The organism is Sulfitobacter brevis, assembly GCF_900112755.1.
Classification (GTDB): domain Bacteria; phylum Pseudomonadota; class Alphaproteobacteria; order Rhodobacterales; family Rhodobacteraceae; genus Sulfitobacter; species Sulfitobacter brevis.
In genome coordinates this window covers 20,887-40,229 of record NZ_FOMW01000013.1, presented here as the reverse complement: position 1 = coordinate 40,229, position 19,343 = coordinate 20,887, and the positions used below count along the sequence as shown (strand labels likewise).

Annotated in this window: 18 protein-coding genes; 13 read left to right on the top strand and 5 right to left on the bottom strand. The window is 61.2% G+C overall.

What is annotated here, in order from left to right; translation table 11 throughout:
• Positions 1 to 38: 38 nt before the first annotated feature.
• Both BM174_RS16325 and BM174_RS16320 read right to left on the bottom strand, forming a co-directional pair.
• On the bottom strand, positions 39 to 3,938 hold the full coding sequence (locus BM174_RS16325; RefSeq protein ID WP_093924971.1) for an efflux RND transporter permease subunit: 3,900 nt from the start codon (positions 3,936 to 3,938) through the stop codon (positions 39 to 41).
• Positions 3,935 to 5,185: an efflux RND transporter periplasmic adaptor subunit gene (locus BM174_RS16320; RefSeq protein ID WP_093924930.1), complete on the bottom strand. Its 1,251-nt coding sequence runs from the start codon at positions 5,183 to 5,185 to the stop codon at positions 3,935 to 3,937. The genes BM174_RS16325 and BM174_RS16320 overlap by 4 nt, the downstream gene beginning before the upstream one ends.
• A gap of 221 nt (positions 5,186 to 5,406) precedes the next feature.
• Between BM174_RS16320 and BM174_RS16315 the strand changes: the two genes are divergently transcribed.
• From BM174_RS16315 to der, 3 genes are all read left to right on the top strand, one after another.
• On the top strand, positions 5,407 to 6,108 hold the full coding sequence (locus BM174_RS16315; RefSeq protein WP_093924929.1) for a hypothetical protein: 702 nt from the start codon (positions 5,407 to 5,409) through the stop codon (positions 6,106 to 6,108).
• A gap of 66 nt (positions 6,109 to 6,174) precedes the next feature.
• Positions 6,175 to 7,527 (top strand): PQQ-like beta-propeller repeat protein, encoded by a 1,353-nt coding sequence (locus BM174_RS16310; protein WP_245766405.1) that lies wholly within the window; start codon positions 6,175 to 6,177, stop codon positions 7,525 to 7,527.
• Between the two features lie 59 nt (positions 7,528 to 7,586).
• Complete coding sequence (der, locus tag BM174_RS16305; RefSeq protein ID WP_093924928.1) at positions 7,587 to 9,071, top strand: ribosome biogenesis GTPase Der; 1,485 nt, start codon at positions 7,587 to 7,589, stop codon at positions 9,069 to 9,071.
• A gap of 63 nt (positions 9,072 to 9,134) precedes the next feature.
• Here der and BM174_RS16300 read toward each other — a convergent pair whose 3' ends face one another.
• Entirely contained in the window at positions 9,135 to 9,851 is a 717-nt protein-coding gene (locus BM174_RS16300; RefSeq protein ID WP_093924927.1) for a tryptophan-rich sensory protein, read from the bottom strand.
• 213 nt (positions 9,852 to 10,064) lie between these two features.
• A complete protein-coding gene (gene serS, locus BM174_RS16295) occupies positions 10,065 to 11,357 on the bottom strand; it encodes a serine--tRNA ligase (RefSeq protein WP_093924926.1) in 1,293 nt (430 codons plus the stop codon).
• Between the two features lie 212 nt (positions 11,358 to 11,569).
• Between serS and yajC the strand changes: the two genes are divergently transcribed.
• From yajC to BM174_RS16245, 10 genes are all read left to right on the top strand, one after another.
• The gene (gene yajC, locus BM174_RS16290) at positions 11,570 to 11,848 is read left to right on the top strand and encodes a preprotein translocase subunit YajC (protein WP_093924925.1); all 279 of its coding nucleotides are present in this window, start codon (positions 11,570 to 11,572) and stop codon (positions 11,846 to 11,848) included.
• 53 nt (positions 11,849 to 11,901) lie between these two features.
• Positions 11,902 to 13,551: a protein translocase subunit SecD gene (secD, locus tag BM174_RS16285; RefSeq protein ID WP_093924924.1), complete on the top strand. Its 1,650-nt coding sequence runs from the start codon at positions 11,902 to 11,904 to the stop codon at positions 13,549 to 13,551.
• A gap of 12 nt (positions 13,552 to 13,563) precedes the next feature.
• Positions 13,564 to 14,535, top strand: a complete 972-nt coding sequence (gene secF / locus BM174_RS16280) for a protein translocase subunit SecF (RefSeq protein WP_093924923.1) — start codon at positions 13,564 to 13,566, stop codon at positions 14,533 to 14,535.
• Complete coding sequence (locus tag BM174_RS16275) at positions 14,528 to 15,283, top strand: sulfite exporter TauE/SafE family protein (RefSeq protein WP_093924922.1); 756 nt, start codon at positions 14,528 to 14,530, stop codon at positions 15,281 to 15,283. The genes secF and BM174_RS16275 overlap by 8 nt, the downstream gene beginning before the upstream one ends.
• A 6-nt stretch (positions 15,284 to 15,289) precedes the next feature.
• Positions 15,290 to 15,643 carry an Mth938-like domain-containing protein gene (locus BM174_RS16270; protein ID WP_093924921.1) on the top strand — a complete coding sequence of 118 codons (354 nt, stop codon included), beginning with the start codon at positions 15,290 to 15,292 and terminating at the stop codon, positions 15,641 to 15,643.
• 64 nt (positions 15,644 to 15,707) lie between these two features.
• Entirely contained in the window at positions 15,708 to 16,325 is a 618-nt protein-coding gene (gene ccmA, locus BM174_RS16265) for a heme ABC exporter ATP-binding protein CcmA (protein ID WP_093924920.1), read from the top strand.
• Positions 16,322 to 16,978 (top strand): heme exporter protein CcmB, encoded by a 657-nt coding sequence (gene ccmB, locus BM174_RS16260; RefSeq protein ID WP_093924919.1) that lies wholly within the window; start codon positions 16,322 to 16,324, stop codon positions 16,976 to 16,978. The genes ccmA and ccmB overlap by 4 nt, the downstream gene beginning before the upstream one ends.
• 54 nt (positions 16,979 to 17,032) lie before the next feature.
• Positions 17,033 to 17,767, top strand: a complete 735-nt coding sequence (locus tag BM174_RS16255) for a heme ABC transporter permease (RefSeq protein ID WP_093924918.1) — start codon at positions 17,033 to 17,035, stop codon at positions 17,765 to 17,767.
• Positions 17,768 to 17,932 (top strand): heme exporter protein CcmD, encoded by a 165-nt coding sequence (gene ccmD / locus BM174_RS16250; RefSeq protein ID WP_093924917.1) that lies wholly within the window; start codon positions 17,768 to 17,770, stop codon positions 17,930 to 17,932.
• A 7-nt stretch (positions 17,933 to 17,939) separates the two neighbouring features.
• Positions 17,940 to 18,455 carry a DsbE family thiol:disulfide interchange protein gene (locus BM174_RS16245; RefSeq protein ID WP_093924969.1) on the top strand — a complete coding sequence of 172 codons (516 nt, stop codon included), beginning with the start codon at positions 17,940 to 17,942 and terminating at the stop codon, positions 18,453 to 18,455.
• A gap of 56 nt (positions 18,456 to 18,511) precedes the next feature.
• Here the strand turns inward: BM174_RS16245 and BM174_RS16240 are convergent, their stop codons facing one another.
• Positions 18,512 to 19,315, bottom strand: a complete 804-nt coding sequence (locus BM174_RS16240) for a hypothetical protein (RefSeq protein WP_093924916.1) — start codon at positions 19,313 to 19,315, stop codon at positions 18,512 to 18,514.
• Between the last annotated feature and the right edge of the window lie 28 nt (positions 19,316 to 19,343).

The following is a 19,343-nucleotide window of genomic DNA, read 5'->3' as shown; positions in this document are numbered from 1 at the left end:
GCTATGCGGCGGAAACGGTCACATCTGCTTGAGCAATCCTACTCGGCGGCCTTCAACTTTGCCCGATGCGGCGGGAGGAGGTGGCGGGTCGCCGGGGACGCTGTGCCATCGTCCCAGATGATCTCGTTTGTGGTGCGGCGGCGGGCGTCGCGCATCAGCGCCCAGTCGCGGGCGGCGCTGCTGGCACGGCCCAGAGACAATTTAGCCAACAGCCGCGCGACCCAGCGGATATAGGTGGTGGCCCAGACGCGGATGGCGAGCATGGACGGGGTCACGACCAGCGTGAGCACAGTGGCAATACCGAGGCCAAAGACCACCGCAGTGGCCAGTTGCTTCCACCACAGCGCTGTCGGGCTGTCGATGGTATAGCCGCCATCGGCGAAATTCACACTCAGGCCGAACATCATCGGTGCTAGCCCTGCCATCGTAGTGATGGTGGTGAGCAGCACAGGGCGGATGCGGGCTTGGGCGGTGCGGATGATTGCCTCGATCCGCGGCATGTAACGTTCATATTCCTGATAGGTATCTATCAGAATGATGTTGTTGTTTACCACGATCCCTGCAAGCGCGACGATGCCAGTGCCGGTCATGATGATGGAGAAGGTTTGATCCATCACCAGCATGCCGATTAGGACACCCGTGGTGGAGAGCACTACAGCCAGCAAGACCAGCGTGGCGTTGTAGAACGAGTTGAACTGCGCCAGCAGGATGATGAACATCAGCCCCAGTGCGGCGGTAAAGGCCGATGACAGGAAGGCTTGGCTTTCGGCCTGATCTTCCTGATCGCCAGTCCATCCAAAAGTTGTACCCAGAGGTAGCGGCGCGGTTTCGAGCCATGTCGTCAGCTCGGCGATCCGCTCGTTGGCGGTGACAGGGACCATGCGCAGGGTGCCATCGCGCAGGGCGGCTTGCAGATCGGTGCCAGAGGCTTCAGCGGTGCGGTCAATCACGCGGTAGCCTGTGCCGTCGCGTGCGGTCAGGTCGGCGTCCTCGGCTGCGGGGCGCAGGGTGGCGAGTGTTTCCGCCGCACCTTCGTCGCCGCGCACCAGCTTGACCAAATTAGGCGCTACTCCGGCACGGATATCGAGAAAGCGTTTTTGATCGACGCGGTTGATCTCTGCCAGTTTTGGGACGGGGGTGCGGGTGATGAAATTTGACAGCGGGATCAAGCCGTCAGCGGTGCGAACTTTGAGGGTATCGAGGGTCGAGAGCACGCGGTCCTGCTCGGGCAAGCGAACGCGGATTTCGATCTCTTCGTCCGAACTGTCGACGCGCATGGTATCAAGCAAAAGGCCACGGGTGACCAGCTGCACCATGGCGCCCACGGTCAGCACATCAGCGCCGTAGCGGCCTGCCTGGGCGACATCCACGTCGATCTGCCAATCGATACCGGGCAGGGGGCGGGTGTCTTCGATGAGGGTCAGGCCTGGGGTCGCCTCAAACTTCGCGCGGGCCTGCGCGGTGGCGGCGACCAGATCGGGGAAACTGTCGGATTTCAGGCGCAGGTGCACGGGCTTGGCGGAGGCAGGACCCATTGCGGCGGCCAGCACTTCGATGCGGATGCCGGGAATTTGTTCCAGCGCCTCGGTGAGTTCGGCGATGATGACGTTGCCATCAAAGGCCGGATCTTGGGTTTCGCGGGTGATATCAATGCCGAGGAAGGGGACGGTAAACAAGAGTTTCGACAGATTGGGGCGATCCTCCCAAGGGATGGTCTCTAGCTGGATCTGGCCGATGGAATCCTTTGGCGTCTGCGCGCCGCCGGTGTTGCTGTCGAGCCCGCCTTCGCCTGCAAACGAGAACGCTGTTTGAACACCGGGATGGGACAGCACAATCTGTTCGGCTTGCTGCAAGAGGGTGTCTTTTTCGTCGAGGCTGAGGTTGCCGCGCGCCAGAACATAGACGATCGCCTGTTCCGGCTCGGACTCAACAAAGAACTCCACGCCTTTGGAATTGTTGCCAAAATAAGTCATCGTAGTGCCGACGAAAACGAAAACCACGCCGATTACCACCAAAGGCATCACCGGGTTGCCCGCGATGAAGCCGATTGCGCGACCAAAGCCGTTGCGGCGGTATCCGGCATGGATGCGGTCCGGTGCGCGGCGGAAGAGCTTCGAGGTCAGCCAGCGGCCACCGCGACCAACACGGGTGGCCAGCGAAAAGACCGACAGCAGGGCCAGCATCGCGCCAGCAAGCGCCAGCGCGAGCGCCAAGGCACCCAAAACCACAAGGCCAAAGACTGTCGCGAAAGTCGCCACTACCGAGAGGGTCTGGCTGCTGTCCATCGCGGCGAAACGCGCGCCCATCCAGCCAAAGAGAGCACCTGAGGCCCCCGGCGCAGGCGGGGCCATCAGGGAGAGCATCGGCAGCGCCATAGCAAAGGCCAGCGGAAACAGCGCCAGATGCAGGTACCAGCGCAGCCCCGCAATGGCGTGCATCTTGTCGGCCATCCAACGCTCCAGACGTCCGGTCACGCCACCCATCACAGGCAGATAAACCAGCGCCACGACCAGCGAGGCCGAGAGCACGAAGATCAGCGTGACGGGCAGCATGCCCATGAACTGCCCCGGCACGCCGGGCCAGAACAGCATTGGTAAAAAGGCGCAGAGTGTGGTCGCGGTGGAAGAGATGATCGGCCAGAACATGCGCTGCGCTGCTTCGACATAGGCGTGCATCGGGCCCACGCCTTCTTGCTGGCGGGCATCGGCGTATTCCACCACCACAATCGCCCCGTCAACCAACATACCGACAGCCAGAATAAGACCGAACATGACAATGTTGGACACCGAAATGCCCATCAGCGCCAGAAAGGCGAAGCACAACAGGAATGAGGTCGGGATCGCGAAACCGACCAGCAAGGCGGCGCGGATGCCAAGGGCGGCCAGCACCACAATCATCACCAGTGCCACGGCGGTAAAGACCGAGCCGAGCAACTGTTGCACCATACTGTCAACGATCCGGCTTTGGTCGTTCGAGGTGCCCACAGTGACAGCGGCGCGCAGACCTTCGGGCCATTCGGCGGAGCGTTCGGCCACGATCTGCTTTACTAAGGAGGCGGTGTCGATCAGGTTATACCCTTTGCGTTTAACCACCTGTAGCGCCAGCGTTTTTTCGCCGTTAAACCGCGCGGTGCCAAGGCGGTCTTCGAAAGTCAGATTGATTTCAGCCAGATCACCGAGCGTTACCACGCGGTCGCCATTGGTTTTGACCGGCAGGTTGTACACATCGCGCGGCTCGGAAAACGAGGAAGGGATTTTTACCGCAAAGGTGCCTTGCGCGGTTTCGACCTCGCCTGCCGCGATCAGCAGGTTGTTGTTTTGCACCGTGTTGATCAGTTCGCCCGCTGTGACGTTATAGGCCTCCAGCCGCAGCGGGTCGATCAGCACCTCGACCATCTCGTCGCGGTCGCCAGCAAGCCCGGCCTCCAGCACCGCATCGAGACCTTCAAGGTCGTCTTGCAGATCACGGGCCACCCGCGCCATCGTGCGCTCCGGCACGGGGCCGGTAAGGTTCACAATGATGATCGGAAATTCGGAGAAGTTAATCTCCTTGATGCTGTATTTCTCCGCGCCGGCGGGGAATTTCGCTTCTGCCGTCGACATGGCGTCGCGCACATCGGCCATGATCTTGGTCTTGTCCCAGCCAAATTCGAACTCTAGCGCCACACCGGCGTAATTTTCCGCTGCCGTTGCCGACATGGTTTTCAGCCCGTCAAGGTCCGAAAGCTCGGTCTCCATCGGTTTAACCAGCAGGGTTTCGCTATCAGCCGCGGAAATGCCCGGAAACGGGACCGAGACAAATAGCGCGGGGATTTCGATATCGGGCTCGCCCTCTTTGGGTAAGGTGGAATAGGCATAGCCGCCGACCACGAGGCTCAGCAGGATAAAGGCCATGACCATCCGCGCCCGCGAGGCGGCCCATGTGACGATGCCGCTCACTGGCTCAGCTCCCGCCATGTCGGGGCCACGGTCACACCTGCGGTGACGTATTCATGGCCCAACACGATCACATTCGCCGTTTCTGGCAGACCGGTGACCCAGACCCCTTCGGCAGTGTCGCGCATCACCTGCACCGGCGCGAAGACAACCACCGAGGCGTCGTCGACCAGCCGCGCGCCGAGGTTGCCCTCGTCGTTCAATGTCAGCGCTGATTGGGGGATCAAGTGTGCCTTCACCCCTGCGGAAGAGATCGCGATTTCAACGGTCTGCCCGTCTCGGATGGCGCGGTCAGGGTTGGGGATCTCGATCTCGACGCGAAAGGTACGGGTGGCGGGATCGGCCGCGTTGGAGATGAACGACACTTTGCCGTGCAGATTTTCCCCAGCAGTTGCCAGACGGGCACCGGCCATCGCGCCCAGACTGACACGGTTTACTTCGGTTTCCGGCACAAAGCCGACCAGCTTGATCGGGTCCAGTTGCAAGATAGTGGCGCAAAGCGCGCCCGGTTGCAGCAAACTGCCCAGTTCGGCGGTATCGACCTCCAAGATCCCGTCAAAGGGCGCTTTGATGGTCAGACGTTCGATCTCTTTTTCAGCGCTGGCGACCGACGCGGTTGCGGCCTGAATGCCTGAGCGCGCCGCGTTCAGCCCTGCCGTGGCCGAGGAGACGCCCGCTTTGGCAGCGGCGACGGCGGCATCGGTGGCGGCGACGCGGGTTTGGGTGGCGAAACCGTCTTGTATCAGACGTGCGGCAGCTTTTTGGTTGATCAGCGCTTCATCCAAGGCGGCGCTGGCCTCTTCGACGCGGGCCTGCGCTTCGGGTACGCGCGATTCCGCTTCGCTCAGCCGCGCACGGGCTTCGTCTTGGGCGGCGCTGCGGATGCCGGGATCGAGCACACACAAGGGGTCTCCGGCTGCGATGATAGTGCCTTTGCGCAATGGCTCTGATTGAACAACGGCGGAGGTTTCCGAGCGCATATCGACCTGCCGCGTTGCGGCGGTCTGGCCGCGCACGATTACCGCGCTGTCTATCTGCTGGGCTGTGAACCGTTCAACCATGACTTTAACGAGCGTTTCCGGCGTGGCACCAGCGTCATTCGCTGCGCTAGCAGTGTTGCCGACGCTTTGTTCCGCAGCAGGGACGGGGGATGACAGACCTAAAAGCGCCTTTAGCTGCGGGCGTGCCAGAATGGACATGCCAAGCACGACCGTCACGAGCACCGCCGCCAGAATAGAGAATAGACGCATGTTTGGACCCTCACCCTGCTTATTCTGCGATGCAGCGCGCCCGCAGACAGCAGCCTCTCTTTAACGCAAGTCAACTGAACCGACCAGTTCAGAACATAATTATAATATCACCTGTGTCGCATTGCTGAAACAAGGCCTATGCCGATGATCTGCAGCAAGCACTTGGCTTGCTCCGCCCTGCGCGGTAAGAGGGTCAAAATTTACGCACGGGGGCGGGTTCTTTGAGCAATTCCGACAGCTTTATCGACGAAGTGAATGAAGAGGTCCGTCGTGACCGTTTTTACGCATTTTTGCGCCGCTATGGCTGGATCGCGATTGTCGCGGTGCTGGTTTTGGTTGGCGGGGCGGCCTTTGTAGAATATCGCAAGGCCCAAGACCGCGCCACTGCCGAAGCTTTGGGCGACGCGATGCTGGCCGCGATCAGCAATGACGACAGCGCCGCACGTGCCACCGCGCTCGCCAATGTTACGCCGTCAACGCCCGCATCGGAATCAGTGCTGAAACTGATGACCGCTGCCGAGCAGGTTGAAGCTGGTGACAAAGATGCCGCCGTGCAGACCTTGGATGCCTTGGCCGTGAACCCCGAAGTGCCGATGATCTACCGCCAACTCGCCCAGTTCAAGGCGCTGGCCCTGCAAGGCAAGGAAACCCCCGCAAGCGAGCGGCGTCAGGCGCTTGAGGCGATGGCTGCCCCCGGCAACCCGTTGCGGTTGCTGGCCTCCGAGCAGATGGCGCTGATTGACATCGAAACCGGCGACACCGAAGCGGCAATGTCCCGCTATCAGGCGATCCTGTCGGACGCCGAGGCGACCTCGGACTTGCAACAACGCGCACTACAGGTGATTGTGGCCTTGGGTGGGGAACCCGAGATGGACGGAGCCGCCGCGTCGCTGGGCGAAACTTCGACCACAGCGGGCAACTGACGCATCGGCCTGACGGCTTTGGGCCCAATGGTTTTGGGGCGGAACAATAAAGAGATGAGCAGCACCATGATGAAGCAGACGCGCATTCTGTCGAGAGGCATGACCGCAGGTCTTGTGTCGGGGGTGCTGATCCTCGCGGCCTGTGCCGAGAAGCAAACCTATCTGCCCGGCCTGCGCGAAGATGTGCGCAGCGTGCTTCAGGACCCCGCACTGGCCGAGCCGCTGGTGGACAACAATGCGACCAATACAGCGCGCGCCCTTGCGCTGCCTGCGGCGGTCACCAACGCGGCATGGACCCATGCCATCGGCACCCCGCAATACCGCGTCAGCCATCCGGCGCTGCGGGCCAATCCGCAACTCGCGTGGTCTGCCGATATCGGCAATGGCGACAGCCGCAAGCTGCGCATCACCGCCGATCCGGTGGTGGCGAACGGGCTGATCTATACCCTTGATTCCGGTGCCAAGGTCACCGCGACCTCGACCAACGGCGGCACCGTCTGGAGCCGCGATCTGACCCCTCCGACCGACCGTGAGGGCGAGGGTACAGGCGGCGGTCTCGCGGTAGATGGCAGCACGCTTTATGTCTCGATCGGCTATGGTATTCTGGCAGCACTCGATACCGCCACAGGCGGTGTGCGCTGGACCCAAGAGCTTGACGCCACCGGATCGGGCACGCCCACAGTGGCGGGCGATCTGGTCTACCTCACCGCTGGTGACAGCACCGGTTGGGCACTGCGCAAGTCCGATGGACGTATCGAGTGGCAAACCGGCGCCAGCACCAGCATCAACAACGTCCTTGGCGCACCGGCACCGGCGGTCAGCAACCAGTTTGCGATCTTCGGCTTCGGGTCGGGCGAGGTCCAGGCCCTGTTCCGCCAGGGCGGCGTGCCGCGCTGGAGCACGTCAGTCGTGGGCCGCCGCCCCGGCCGCGCGATGTCGAGCGTTTCGGATATCACCAGCGCACCGGTCATCTCGGGGGACCGCGTTTTTGTCGGCAACCAGTCGGGCCGCTTGGGCGCAATGAATGTCGATAGCGGCGAACGCTTGTGGACGGCGCGTGACGGGGCCATCGGTCCGGTTTGGCCTGCAGGTGATTCTGTCTTCGCGCTGAGCGATCTGAACGAATTGTTGCGTCTGGACGCTAGTGACGGCAGCCGGATCTGGGGCGTACCCCTGCCGAATTTCGTCAAGCAAAAGCCCAAACGCCAAAGCGAAGTCTACGGCAATTACGGCCCGATCATCGCCGGTGGGCGGGTCATTGTCGCCTCTAACGATGGTGTTTTGCGCAGTTTTGACCCGACCAACGGCGCGCTTGTCGGGCAGGTGCCAATCCCTGACGGAGCAACGACTGCGCCTGTCGTTGCGGGCGGTACACTGTATGTCGTTTCGACCAAGGGTAAATTGCTGGCTTTCCGCTGAGGCAGAATTGGTCTAAGGCGCAGTATTGAACAGGCCGACGGTATCGGCCCGGAGCTGCTATGTCATTTACACTCGCTATTGTGGGACGCCCGAATGTGGGCAAATCCACACTTTTTAACCGCCTTGTAGGCAAACGTCTGGCGTTGGTCGATGACCAACCCGGCGTGACGCGCGACTTGCGCGAAGGTGCCGCGCGTCTTGCGGACCTGAGGTTCACGGTGATCGACACCGCCGGACTTGAGGAAGTCACCGACGACAGTTTGCAAGGCCGGATGCGCCGCCTGACCGAACGTGCCGTGGATATGGCGGATGTTTGTCTGTTCATGATCGACGCCCGTACCGGTGTGACGCCGACCGATCTGGTCTTTGCCGAGATTTTGCGCAAAAAATCCGCGCATGTGATCCTTGCCGCGAACAAGGCCGAGGGTGCTGCTGCTGATGCAGGCGTGATCGAAGCCTATTCGCTGGGTCTGGGCGAGCCGATCCGCCTTTCCGCCGAACATGGCGAAGGTCTCAATGATCTTTACACCCATCTGATGCCGATCTCGGACGGCTTTGCTGAGCGCGCGATGACCGATGCGCCGGAAACCGATGTCGATCTGACCGAAGAAGAGGCCGAGGAGGGCGACGAGACCGCTGTTCCGGTGCCAACCCGGTCCAAGCCTTTGCAGGTGGCTGTGGTCGGGCGCCCCAATGCGGGTAAATCGACGCTGATCAACCAGATCGTTGGCGAAGACCGGCTGCTCACCGGCCCCGAAGCGGGCATCACCCGTGACGCGATCTCCCTGATGACCGATTGGGTCGGGTCTGATGGCGTGGCAGTGCCAATGCGGATTTTCGATACCGCAGGCATGCGCAAGAAAGCCAAGATTCAGGAAAAACTCGAAAAGCTCAGTGTCTCGGATGGCCTGCGTGCGGTTAAGTTTGCCGAAGTCGTTGTGGTCTTGCTCGATGCGGAAATTCCGTTCGAACAGCAGGATTTGCGCATTGCTGACCTTGCGGAGCGTGAAGGCCGTGCGGTCGTTGTGGCCGTGAACAAATGGGACATCGAGACCGACCGTCAGGCCAAACTGAAAGAGCTGAAAGAAAGCTTTGAGCGTTTGCTGCCGCAGTTGCGCGGCGCACCTCTGATCACCGTCTCGGCCAAAACAGGGCGCGGCGTTGACCGGCTGCATGACGCGATCATGCGGGCCTATGACGTGTGGAACCGCCGGGTCACCACCGCGCAATTGAACCGCTGGCTCGCGGGCATGATGGAGGCGCATCCGCCCCCAGCACCACAGGGCAAGCGGATCAAGCTGCGCTATATGACCCAAGCAAAAACCCGTCCGCCGGGTTTTGTGGTGATGTGTAGCCATCCCGACAAGGTGCCGGAGAGCTATAACCGCTATCTTGTCAACGGCTTGCGGGTCGACTTTGACATGCCCGGCACGCCGATCCGCCTGTGGATGCGCGGTCAGAACGATTCAAATCCCTATAAAGGTCGCAAAAAAGCACCGCCTTCAAAGCTGCGCAAACACACAGACGGTCGCCGCAAGGATTGACCAACAGGCCGGAAGCTTTGAAAGTTTCCGGCCTTTTTCTTGGTTTGGAGGATGGTATCTGCCTCAGCGTTTGCGGAAGGCATGCAAGGTGGGCAGCAGAACGATCACCGCTCCCGTCACTGCGAAATAGGCGATGTTGCGTTCACTGTCCCAATTGGCGAAAGCGACGGCGGCTAGGGCCCAGATCACTGCCAAGCCATAGGTCGGCGCGCGCCCCATGGCGGCTTGGACACAGGTTCCGATGAAAATCGCCAGCCCGACAAAGACATATGCGGCAGTGATCTGGTCGAGATAGCCGTAGCCCGCAGCCAGCAAGCCGAGCGATACACAGGATGCGGCGCTGAGCCATCCAGCATAAAGCCCCACCGGCCAAGCCGCAAAGGCGGCGTCGTTTACGGGAGCGAGAAACAGGGCCGCAAGGGCGGCGGCCAGCATCAGCCAGATCAGCACCGCGGCCCAGACTGGCGACAGCACGGCAACGGCCAGCCATCCGGTTCCCAAAGCCAGCGACAGGCTGAGTGGCACCCGCATGTCGTGCCATTGCGCATCACGGCGCGCCCGCAGCAGGCCCCAGCCCAGCCCCAAGATCAGCCAACCGTAAATGACGCCCCAAATCGCAAAAGCCCATCCGGCGGGCTGAACAGGCGGGTTTGATTGCGGCACAGGGAACTGGTTGGGATCAAAGCCGCCAAAGCTTGGGACGAACAGGGGCGAAGCAGCGAAGGTTAGACTTAGCAAGAAGCACAAGATCGCAACAAAAGGACGACGGGTGGTGGACATGCGGCGGGTCCTCTCGGCAGTTGACGTATTTGGTGAGGTCAGTGGGTCGCGCCCGCCTCGGCTCTGACTCTAGTGGGGCAGCCTTGATTTACAACAGGCCATCTGCTGCAAGTGGTGCGCAAGAGTACGCGCGCCCTCAAAGCAAAAGGCCCCACATTGCTGCGAGGCCTTCAAACGTTTCAGTGTCAAGGCGATCAAGTCGCGCTTACCGGCTTAAGCCAGCGCGCCATCCGCGCCCAGAACTGTCTTGCCGCCCAGATAGGGGGCCAGCACCTCTGGCAGCTTGACCGAGCCATCGGCTTGCTGGCCATTCTCCAGCACTGCGATCAGGCAGCGCCCGACCGCAAGGCCAGAGCCATTGAGCGTATGGACAAACTGCGGCTTGCCGCCATCGGCAGGGCGGAAGCGGGCGTTCATCCGGCGGGCTTGGAAATCACCCGTGGTGGAGACCGACGAAATCTCGCGGTAGGTGTTCTGCCCCGGCACCCAAGCCTCGATGTCATAGGTGCGGCGCGCGCCAAAGCCCATGTCGCCGGTGCACAGGATGACCGTGCGGTAGGCGATGCCCAACCGTTCCAGAATACCCTCGGCGCAGCCCAGCATCCGCTTTTGCTCGGCGTCGCTCTCGTCGGGGTGGGTAATAGAAACCATCTCGACCTTTTCGAACTGGTGCTGGCGCAGCATGCCTGCGGTATCACGGCCCGCGCTGCCTGCCTCGGAGCGGAAGCACAGGGTATGCGAGGTCAGCCGGATCGGCAGGGCGCTGGCGTCGAGCACATCGCCTGCCACAGAATAGGTCAGCGGCACTTCGGAGGTCGGGACCAGCCAGAAGCCATTGGTGGTCTGATAGCTGTCTTCGCCGAATTTCGGCAGCTTGTCGGTGCCATACATCGCCTCATCACGGACCATGACGGGGCTGTTGATCTCGGTCAGGCCGTTTTCATCGACGTGGGTATCGACCATGAACTGCGCCAAAGCACGGTGCACACGGGCAACCGCGCCGCGCAGCATCACAAACCGCGCGCCCGAGGTCTTGGCGGCGGTCTCAAAGTCCATATTGGGCGCAACGCCGGCAATCTCGTAGTGCTCTTTAGGCGTGAAATCAAAGCTGGGCTTCTCGCCCCAAACTTTCACCTCGACGTTCTCGCTCTCGTCCTTGCCGTCTGGGACATCTTCGGCGGGGGAGTTGGGGATACGCGCCAACATGTCGGTCAGTTGCGCGTCCAGATCCTTGGCCTCGGCCTGCAGAGCGGCGACTTCGGCTTTCTTTTCGCCGACAAGCGCGCGAAGGCGCTCGAATTCGGCGTCGTCCCCCTTGGCCTTGGCGGCACCGACTTCCTTGCTGGCGCGGTTCTGCTCGGCCTGCGCGTCTTCGGCAGCGGCGATCTTGGCGCGGCGTTCCCCGTCCAGTTTCAACACTTGCGCGGAGATCGCGTCATCGCCCCGGCGGGCCAGTGCGGCGTCAAAGGCGGCGGGGGTCTCGCGGATCGCGCGGATGTCATGCATGGGGTCGGTCCTTGGCTGGTTGAGTCGCTTGGCCCGCCTTATGCCTCAAACTGTGGCGTTGGGGTAGGGCTGGCGCACTTTGCCCGCCGCCAATCCGCTGCAAATCACAGATCGCCCTTTCCATCTTGCACACAAGACCCGCCGCGCTTAGGTTCCGGCCAAATTCGCGACAGGCCCGCCCGGCCCGTCGACCAACAAAAAGGACCACCCCCATGGAAGGCATCCAGCAATTCGTGCCGCTTATCCTGATCTTCGGGATCATGTATTTCCTCTTGATCCGGCCCCAGCAAAAGAAGGTCAAGCAACATCAGGCAATGGTTGCAGGCCTGCGCCGTGGCGATCAGGTGGTCACGCAGGGCGGGATCATCGGCAAGGTGGTCAAGGTCAAGGAAGACGGCGAGCTTGAAGTCGAAATCGCCGACGGCGTGAAGGTTCGCGTCATTCAGTCGACCATCGCCACAGTCGTGTCCAAGACCGAACCGGCGAAATAATCGCCGCTTTTGGGCGATTTAATCTGACCTCCGCACCATAAGAAGGCGCACCGATGCTTCAAATCTCTCTGTGGAAGCGGTTGCTGATCGCACTTACCTGTGCGGTCGGCCTTTGGCTTGCCCTGCCCAACGCATTTTACGGCCCCGTAGAGCAGCATAACGACGCTGCAGCCGCGATTGAAAAATCCGGCGCCACGCCCGAGCTTGAGACGCAGCTTGCGCTCTGGCCCGAGTGGATGCCGTCGGGTCTGGTCAATCTTGGCCTTGATCTGCGCGGCGGTGCGCATCTGCTCGCCGAAGTTAATGTCGCTGACGTTTATGCCAGCCGGATGGAGGCCACTTGGCCAGAAGTTCGCGATGCCCTGCGCAGTCTGACGCCGGTGCGGCGGCAGGAATCGCCTGCGGGCGAGTTGCGGGTCCGTTTGAACGATCCGACCAAAATGGCCGAAGCGATGGAGACCGTGCGCGGTCTTGCGCGTCAGGTCACCACGCTGAGCGGCGCAGGCTCTAACGATATTGTGGTGTCGGGCGATGACGGGCTGATCACGATCACGCTCTCGGATGCCGAAATGCAGGCGACCGACGAGCGCACGATGCAGCAAAGCCTTGAGATCATCCGCCGCCGGATCGACGAGGTCGGCACCCGCGAGCCGACGATCCAACGGCAAGGCACTGACCGCATTCTCATTCAGGTGCCCGGAATCGGCTCGGCGACCGAGTTGAAGGCGATCATCGGCACCACCGCGCAGCTGACCTTCAACCCCGTCGTCAGCCGTGGCTCGAACGGCAATGACAACCCCGGTATCGGCAACCTTCTGTTGCCTTCGACCGACGAGAGCGGCGTTTTTTACACGCTCGAAGCGGCCCCTGTGGTTACCGGAGAAGAGCTGGTCGATGCGCAGCCGAGCTTTGACCAGAACGGCCGCCCTGCGGTCAGCTTCCGGTTCGACACCACCGGCGCGCGCAAATTTGGCAATTACACGGCTGAAAACATCGGCTCCCCCTTTGCCATCGTGCTCGACAACGAAGTCATCAGCGCGCCGACCATCCAGAGCCATATTCCGGGCGGGTCGGGGATTATCACCGGTAATTTCTCGGTCGAGGAATCAACCAATCTCGCGGTTCTGCTGCGGGCAGGGGCCTTGCCTGCGGGTTTGACGTTTGTCGAAGAACGCACCATCGGGCCGGAGCTTGGCCAAGACAGCATCGACGCTGGCAAGATCGCCACCACCGTCGCCTTCGCTGCTGTTTTGCTGTTCATGTTCGCCAGCTACGGCCTGTTCGGCTTTTTCGCCAATATCGCGCTTATCATCAACGTCGGGCTGATCTTTGGCTTGCTGAGCCTGATCGGGGCCACGCTGACCCTGCCGGGTATTGCAGGGATCGTGCTGACCGTTGGTATGGCCGTTGATGCCAACGTGCTAATTTTTGAGCGTATCCGCGAAGAACTTAAAACCGCCAAAGGCCCTGCACGCGCAATATCGCTTGGCTATGAAAAGGCGCTGAGCGCTATTCTGGACGCCAATATCACCACGTTTATCATTGCGGTGATCCTGTTTATGCTGGGCTCCGGTCCGGTACGCGGCTTTGCTGTGACGCTGGGACTGGGCATCGTGACGTCGGTTTTCACAGCGTATTTCGTGACCCGTTTGATGGTGGTGTTCTGGTTCGAACGTCGCCGCCCCAAGCAACTCACCGTATAAAAGGTAGACATCATGAAGCGTCTCAAGCTGGTTCCTGACGATACCAACTACGACTTTTTCGGCTATGCCAAGCTGACCTTCGGCTTGTCCTGCGTGGCGATTGTGCTGTCGCTGGCGGTGTGGTTCACCATGGGTCTCAACTATGGCATCGACTTTCGGGGCGGCACCACGGTGCGTACTGAAAGCGCAACGGCTGTTGATGTAGCCACCTACCGCGCCGCGCTGGAGCCTTTGGGCTTGGGCGATGTCTCGATCTCCGAAGTGTTCGATCCGACCTCGGCGGATGACAAACATGTGGCGATGATCCGCGTTCAGGCGCAGGAAGGCGAAGAAGCCGCCACGCCCGAAACCATTTCTACTATTCAGGAAGCCCTGAAAACGGTCGCACCTGAGATAAAGTTCACCTCCGTGGAGTCGGTCGGCCCGAAAGTGTCGGGCGAGCTGATCCAGACCGCGTTTCTGGCGGTGGCAGCTTCGCTTGGGGCGATCCTGATCTACATCTGGCTGCGGTTCGAATGGCAGTTCTCGGTCGGCGCTGTGGCTGCGCTGTTTCACGACGTGGTGCTGACCATCGGTATCTTCTCGGCCCTGCAGATCCGGTTTGATCTGCCGGTGATAGCGGCGATCCTGACCATCATCGGCTATTCGATCAACGATACGGTGGTGATTTTTGACCGTCTGCGGGAGAACCTGCGCAAGTACAAAAAGCGCCCGCTGCGCGAAGTGATGAACCTCAGCGTCAATGAGACTCTGAGCCGGACGGTAATGACCTCGGGCACCACTTTGCTGGCGCTGATCGCCCTATTGATCCTTGGCGGTGATGTGATCCGTGGCTTTGTTTTTGCCATCACATGGGGCGTGGTCGTCGGGACCTACTCCTCGGTCTTCGTCGCGAAAAACATCGTGCTTTATCTTGGCGTCAAGCGTGACTGGTCCAAGCCCGATGCAAACGCGGGCAACCAGTACGCCAATATTGATGCCTGACGCACTGGTTCAGGCCCTCCAGAACGAGGGCCTGATCTGGCTATTTGCGACTGTCTTCATTGCGGGGCTGGTGCGCGGTTTCGCGGGTTTTGGATCTGCGATGATCATCATGCCCGTCGCTTCCTCGGTTCTCAGCCCGATTGAAGCGCTGATTTTTCTGATATTCGCCGAATTGCTCGGCCCCTTGCCAAATCTTCCCGCCGCTTGGCGCGATGGTGCGCCGCGTGATGTGGCGGTGTTGCTGGTCGGGGCTGCGGTGATGATGCCGCTTGGTGTGTGGTGTTTGAGCCTGATGGACCCCGCCGCCTTTGGTTGGGTGATCTCGGGGGCTGTTGCGACGCTGCTGCTGCTCACGGCCTCCGGCTGGCGCTATCGCGGGCCGCTGACCACACAGATTAAGGTGGCCACGGGGGGCTTGGGCGGTTTCATGACCGGATTTGCCGGCATGCCCGGCCCACCGGTGATCATGCTCTATATGGCGAGTATGCTGCCGGTGGCAGTGATGCGGGCCAACTTCCTGCTCTATCTGCTGGCGATCGATCTGATGCTGCTGCCTGTGCTCTGGCTGGGGGGGCTGATGGTTTGGCCAGTGGCGCTGTTGGGGCTCCTGGCTGCCATTCCCAACATCATCGCCAACGTAATCGGCGCACGGCTTTTTGATCCGCAGGCCGAGCAGGTTTTCCGGCTCGTGGCCTATATCGTTATCGCGGCTTCGGCTATTGTCGGGCTGCCGGTCTGGAAAGGATAAGTTATCATGCGCCTGAATGAAGTGGTTTTTACCGATGCCAAACCTGTCGAAGGCTACGGGCCGGGTTTTTTCCGCATCGGCGGCACCGTGGTGCAGGGCGCGGTGATCGCAGGGCCGGACGGGGTGCAAAACTGGGGTGGATTTTCTGACACCGAAGTCCTGATGGGGTTGCAGGGCCGGATTGATGTGCTCTTCGTTGGCACTGGTGCCGAGATCGCCCATATCCCCGAAGACTTCCGGGACCAGCTTGAAACTTGCGAGATCGGTGTTGAGACGATGTCCTCTCCCGCTGCCTGCCGGACCTACAATGTGCTGCTGAGCGAGGGACGGCGCATCGCCTTGGCGGTACTGCCGGTCTGAGCGCCCCCGCTTTGGGGTGCAATGAACGCTTTTGCGCCTCGCGGCATTGCGCTACGGCTGTTGCATGGAATTGCGGGTTGATAATTTAACGATTGCGCGGGGCGGTGTGCCGGTGCTGGCTGGGGTGCATTTTGTATTGCCCGCGGGGCGGGCGCTGGTGTTGCGTGGCCCCAATGGGGCGGGCAAGACCACCCTGTTACGCACGCTTGCAGGATTGCAGCCCGCTCTGTCAGGCCAGATCAGCGGCGCAGGGGAGCGGATCGCCTACGCCGCCCATGCCGACGGGCTAAAGGCGATGCTCAGTGTCACCGAAAATCTACAGTTCTGGGCCGAGATATTTGGCACGCGGGAGACCGACGCCGCCTTGGATGCCTATGCGTTGCGGCCCTTGGCGGAGCGGATGGCGGGAACGCTATCTGCGGGCCAAAAGCGCCGTCTGGGACTGGCGCGGCTCTTGGTCACCGGACGACCCGTTTGGGTGCTGGACGAGCCCACAGTGTCGCTGGATACCGCTGCCGTCGCGCAATTCGCTGCCGCCCTGCAAACCCATCTGGCAGCGGGCGGCTCGGCTGTGATTGCGACCCATATTGATCTCGGCTTTAAGGCCGCTACACTCGACATCGCCAGCTTTCGCGCCGCCTCAACCTTGCTGGCTGGCGCAAGTGACGAGGCATTTCTATGACGGCGCTGTTGGCACGAGATTTACGATTGGCATTTCGCGCAGGCGGCGGCTTTGGCCTCGCGCTGGCGTTTTTTCTGATTGTGGTGGTGCTGGTGCCGTTCAGTGTGGGGCCCGAAAGCAGCCTTCTGGCCGCCATTGCACCAGGGGTGCTTTGGCTGGGGGCGCTGCTTGCCTGCCTGCTGTCGCTGGATCGCTTGCTGGCGCTGGACTTTGAGGACGGCACATTGGATTTGCTGGTCGGCGCGCCGATCCCGCTAGAGGGCGCGCTGAGTGTTAAAGCGCTGGCACATTGGCTGACCACCGGATTGCCCTTGGTGCTGGCTGCGCCAGTCTTGGGGGTGCTGCTGAACCTGCCGCTGGCGGGCTTTGGCTGGCTCACGGCCTCGCTGCTGGCAGGCACACCAGCGCTATCGGTGATCGGCACTTTTGGTGCGGCGCTTACGGTAGGGATCAAGCGCGGCGGATTGCTGTTGTCGCTGCTGGTGCTGCCGCTCTATGTGCCGACGCTCATTTTCGGGGCTGAAACCGCGCGGCGCGGGGCCATGGGGATGGAGGCGACAACGCCACTGGCAATGCTGACGGGGATCACACTGGCCACGGTGGCGTTGATGCCCTTTGCCAGTGCGGCAGTGTTACGCATGGGCCTGCGCTGATATGGGACCTTATTGTGCATTGAGGCTTGTTAACGAGGGCGGTAGATAACGGGTATGTCGATCTGGCAATATGCAAATCCGGTCAAGTTTTTGGCCCTGAGTACGCGGGTGCAACCGGTGATCTGGACTGCGGCTGTGCTTTGCGTGGCTGTGGGGCTGCTCTGGGGGTTCTTTGCGACCCCTGATGATGCGCGGCAGGGGGCGACGGTCAAGATCATCTATCTGCACGTGCCTGCGGCGCTGATGGCGATCAATGCATGGTTCATGATGCTGGTGGCGTCGTTGATCTGGTTGATCCGTCGCCATCATGTCAGCGCGCTGGCGGCCAAGGCGGCAGCGCCCGTCGGGGTGGTGATGACCCTGATCGCGCTGATAACCGGTGCGATCTGGGGCCAGCCCATGTGGGGCACGTGGTGGGTCTGGGACCCGCGGCTGACTTCTTTCCTGATCTTGTTTTTGTTTTATCTTGGGTACATCGCGCTTTGGGAAGCCGTTGAGGATCCTGACACAGCGGCAGACCTTACATCGGTTTTGTGCCTTGTCGGGTCGGTCTTTGCAGTGCTGTCGCGCTATGCGGTGAAGTTCTGGAATCAAGGGCTGCATCAAGGCACGTCGGTGCCGGTTGCGACGGGCGGGCGGTCGGTGGCCGATGTGTTCTTTTATCCGCTGGTGGTGAGTATGGTGGGGTTTGGCCTGCTGTTTCTGGCGTTGGTGCTCTACCGGACGGGCACGGAAATCCGGCTGCGGCGCGCCTCGGCGTTGCTGGCGCGGGCAGGCAGGGAGAGTTAAGTGCCGGAATTGGGTAAATATGCGGTCGAGGTTCTATCGGCCTATGCTGTGTCATTGGTGATTTTGGCGGGGCTGGTGCTGCTGACCCTGCGCCGTGGCCGTGCGGCGCGTGCTGCACTGGCACGGGCCGAGGCAGAAACGAAAGGCACAGTTGATGCGGTTTAAACCCTTAATGCTTGCGCCGCCGTTGATTTTCGCGGGATTTGTGGCGCTGGCCGCCATCGGGATGTTTCGCGAAAACCCTGATGGCTTGCCCTCCACCTTGGTGGGGCAGCAGGCCCCGGCTTTGCCCGAGAAAGCCTTGGCAGGGTTTCCGGCTGTGGCACCTGACGAGCTGACCTCGGGGGAAGTAACGCTGGTGAATTTCTGGGCCAGCTGGTGCCCGCCGTGCCGTGCGGAGCATCCGAAACTGCTGGAACTCCAGGCCCAGGGCGTGCCGATTGTCGGGGTGAACTTCAAAGACACCGAGTCCGCCGCCACTAAGTATCTGCGCGATTCGGCGAACCCTTTTGTCGGGGTTGGCTTTGATCCGCAGGGGCGTACGGCAATTGACTGGGGTGTCACGGCGCCGCCGGAGACCTTCATTGTCGGGCGTGACGGGACGGTGTTGTTTCGCTTTGCAGGGCCCTTGGTCGGCAGCGATTATGAGCAGCGGTTCTTGCCAGCGCTTGAAAAGGCACGGAAGTAACCCACTGCTGACTGCGGGATTTGAGTTTATTTTGCCAAATGAAATTGGCTGCGGCGCTAGAGTGTGTAGCCGTGGCTCCAGTTTTTCAGGTGGTCGATGAAGGCGGCATCGGTTGCCTGTGTCATTGTATCCCCCTCAAAGCCGGGGAGTGGCGACAGGGCGATGCGCAGGCGGCGCATGTTGTCGGGGTGGCTGCGTAATTGTTCGGCCAGTCTTACAAGACCTGCAGGCAGGCGTTGGTTGGGATGGACGGCACTGTAGTACAGCGCGAATTGCATTGAGTTCAGATTAGCCACCAGATCGGCAAGTGCGGGCAGCACATTCGCGCGCAGTTCGGGATCGTCAGGGCCGAACATCGCGGCCTTGAGCAAGAGCGCGCGCCCGCTTGAGACCGTCATCGTGGTGGAGAGCACGAAGCTGACCGACAGGGTCAGGATCACCATACCGTTTACCCCTGCCACCACCGAGAGCACCAGCCATAGCGGGCTTTCCGTCTCGAACGGGCCGCCGCCGAGCGTGGAGAGCAGATGCCCGACAAAGGCGAAGTCCTGCACGAAGTTGGCGGGCGTTTCGGTATCCGTAATCAGCACCGCTGAGGGGGAGAGCTGGAACAGCAGGGTCCAGCCGACCGAAACCAACACAATCCACGAAACAGCGATGGCAGTCATCACGAAGGGGCCGGAGAGGCGGTGTTTGATTTTGCTTTCTGGCACGCCGTAGCGGAGCAGGCGCCATGCCAGATGTGCTACGCGGTCTGACACGGGCGAGAAGGGGGCGGCACCAATTGCGGTGTAGAGAAAGTCGAGGGTGACGACACTGAGGATGATAATCCCGCAGAGGGCGAGGACGACGTCGATCACGCGGAAGATCCAGCCGTATGTGGGCTGC

What these genes read in the sequence shown, in the direction of transcription:
- BM174_RS16320 (WP_093924930.1), bottom strand. Translation starts at nt 5,185, where the DNA reads ATGCGTCTATTCTCTATTCTGGCGGCGGTGCTCGTGACGGTCGTGCTT.
- der (WP_093924928.1), top strand. Translation starts at nt 7,587, where the DNA reads ATGTCATTTACACTCGCTATTGTGGGACGCCCGAATGTGGGCAAATCC.
- secD (WP_093924924.1), top strand. Translation starts at nt 11,902, where the DNA reads ATGCTTCAAATCTCTCTGTGGAAGCGGTTGCTGATCGCACTTACCTGT.
- BM174_RS16275 (WP_093924922.1), top strand. Translation starts at nt 14,528, where the DNA reads ATGCCTGACGCACTGGTTCAGGCCCTCCAGAACGAGGGCCTGATCTGG.
- ccmB (WP_093924919.1), top strand. Translation starts at nt 16,322, where the DNA reads ATGACGGCGCTGTTGGCACGAGATTTACGATTGGCATTTCGCGCAGGC.
- BM174_RS16270 (WP_093924921.1), top strand. Translation starts at nt 15,290, where the DNA reads ATGCGCCTGAATGAAGTGGTTTTTACCGATGCCAAACCTGTCGAAGGC.
- yajC (WP_093924925.1), top strand. Translation starts at nt 11,570, where the DNA reads ATGGAAGGCATCCAGCAATTCGTGCCGCTTATCCTGATCTTCGGGATC.
- serS (WP_093924926.1), bottom strand. Translation starts at nt 11,357, where the DNA reads ATGCATGACATCCGCGCGATCCGCGAGACCCCCGCCGCCTTTGACGCC.
- BM174_RS16245 (WP_093924969.1), top strand. Translation starts at nt 17,940, where the DNA reads ATGCTTGCGCCGCCGTTGATTTTCGCGGGATTTGTGGCGCTGGCCGCC.
- BM174_RS16300 (WP_093924927.1), bottom strand. Translation starts at nt 9,851, where the DNA reads ATGTCCACCACCCGTCGTCCTTTTGTTGCGATCTTGTGCTTCTTGCTA.
- secF (WP_093924923.1), top strand. Translation starts at nt 13,564, where the DNA reads ATGAAGCGTCTCAAGCTGGTTCCTGACGATACCAACTACGACTTTTTC.
- BM174_RS16310 (WP_245766405.1), top strand. Translation starts at nt 6,175, where the DNA reads ATGATGAAGCAGACGCGCATTCTGTCGAGAGGCATGACCGCAGGTCTT.
- ccmA (WP_093924920.1), top strand. Translation starts at nt 15,708, where the DNA reads ATGGAATTGCGGGTTGATAATTTAACGATTGCGCGGGGCGGTGTGCCG.
- BM174_RS16255 (WP_093924918.1), top strand. Translation starts at nt 17,033, where the DNA reads ATGTCGATCTGGCAATATGCAAATCCGGTCAAGTTTTTGGCCCTGAGT.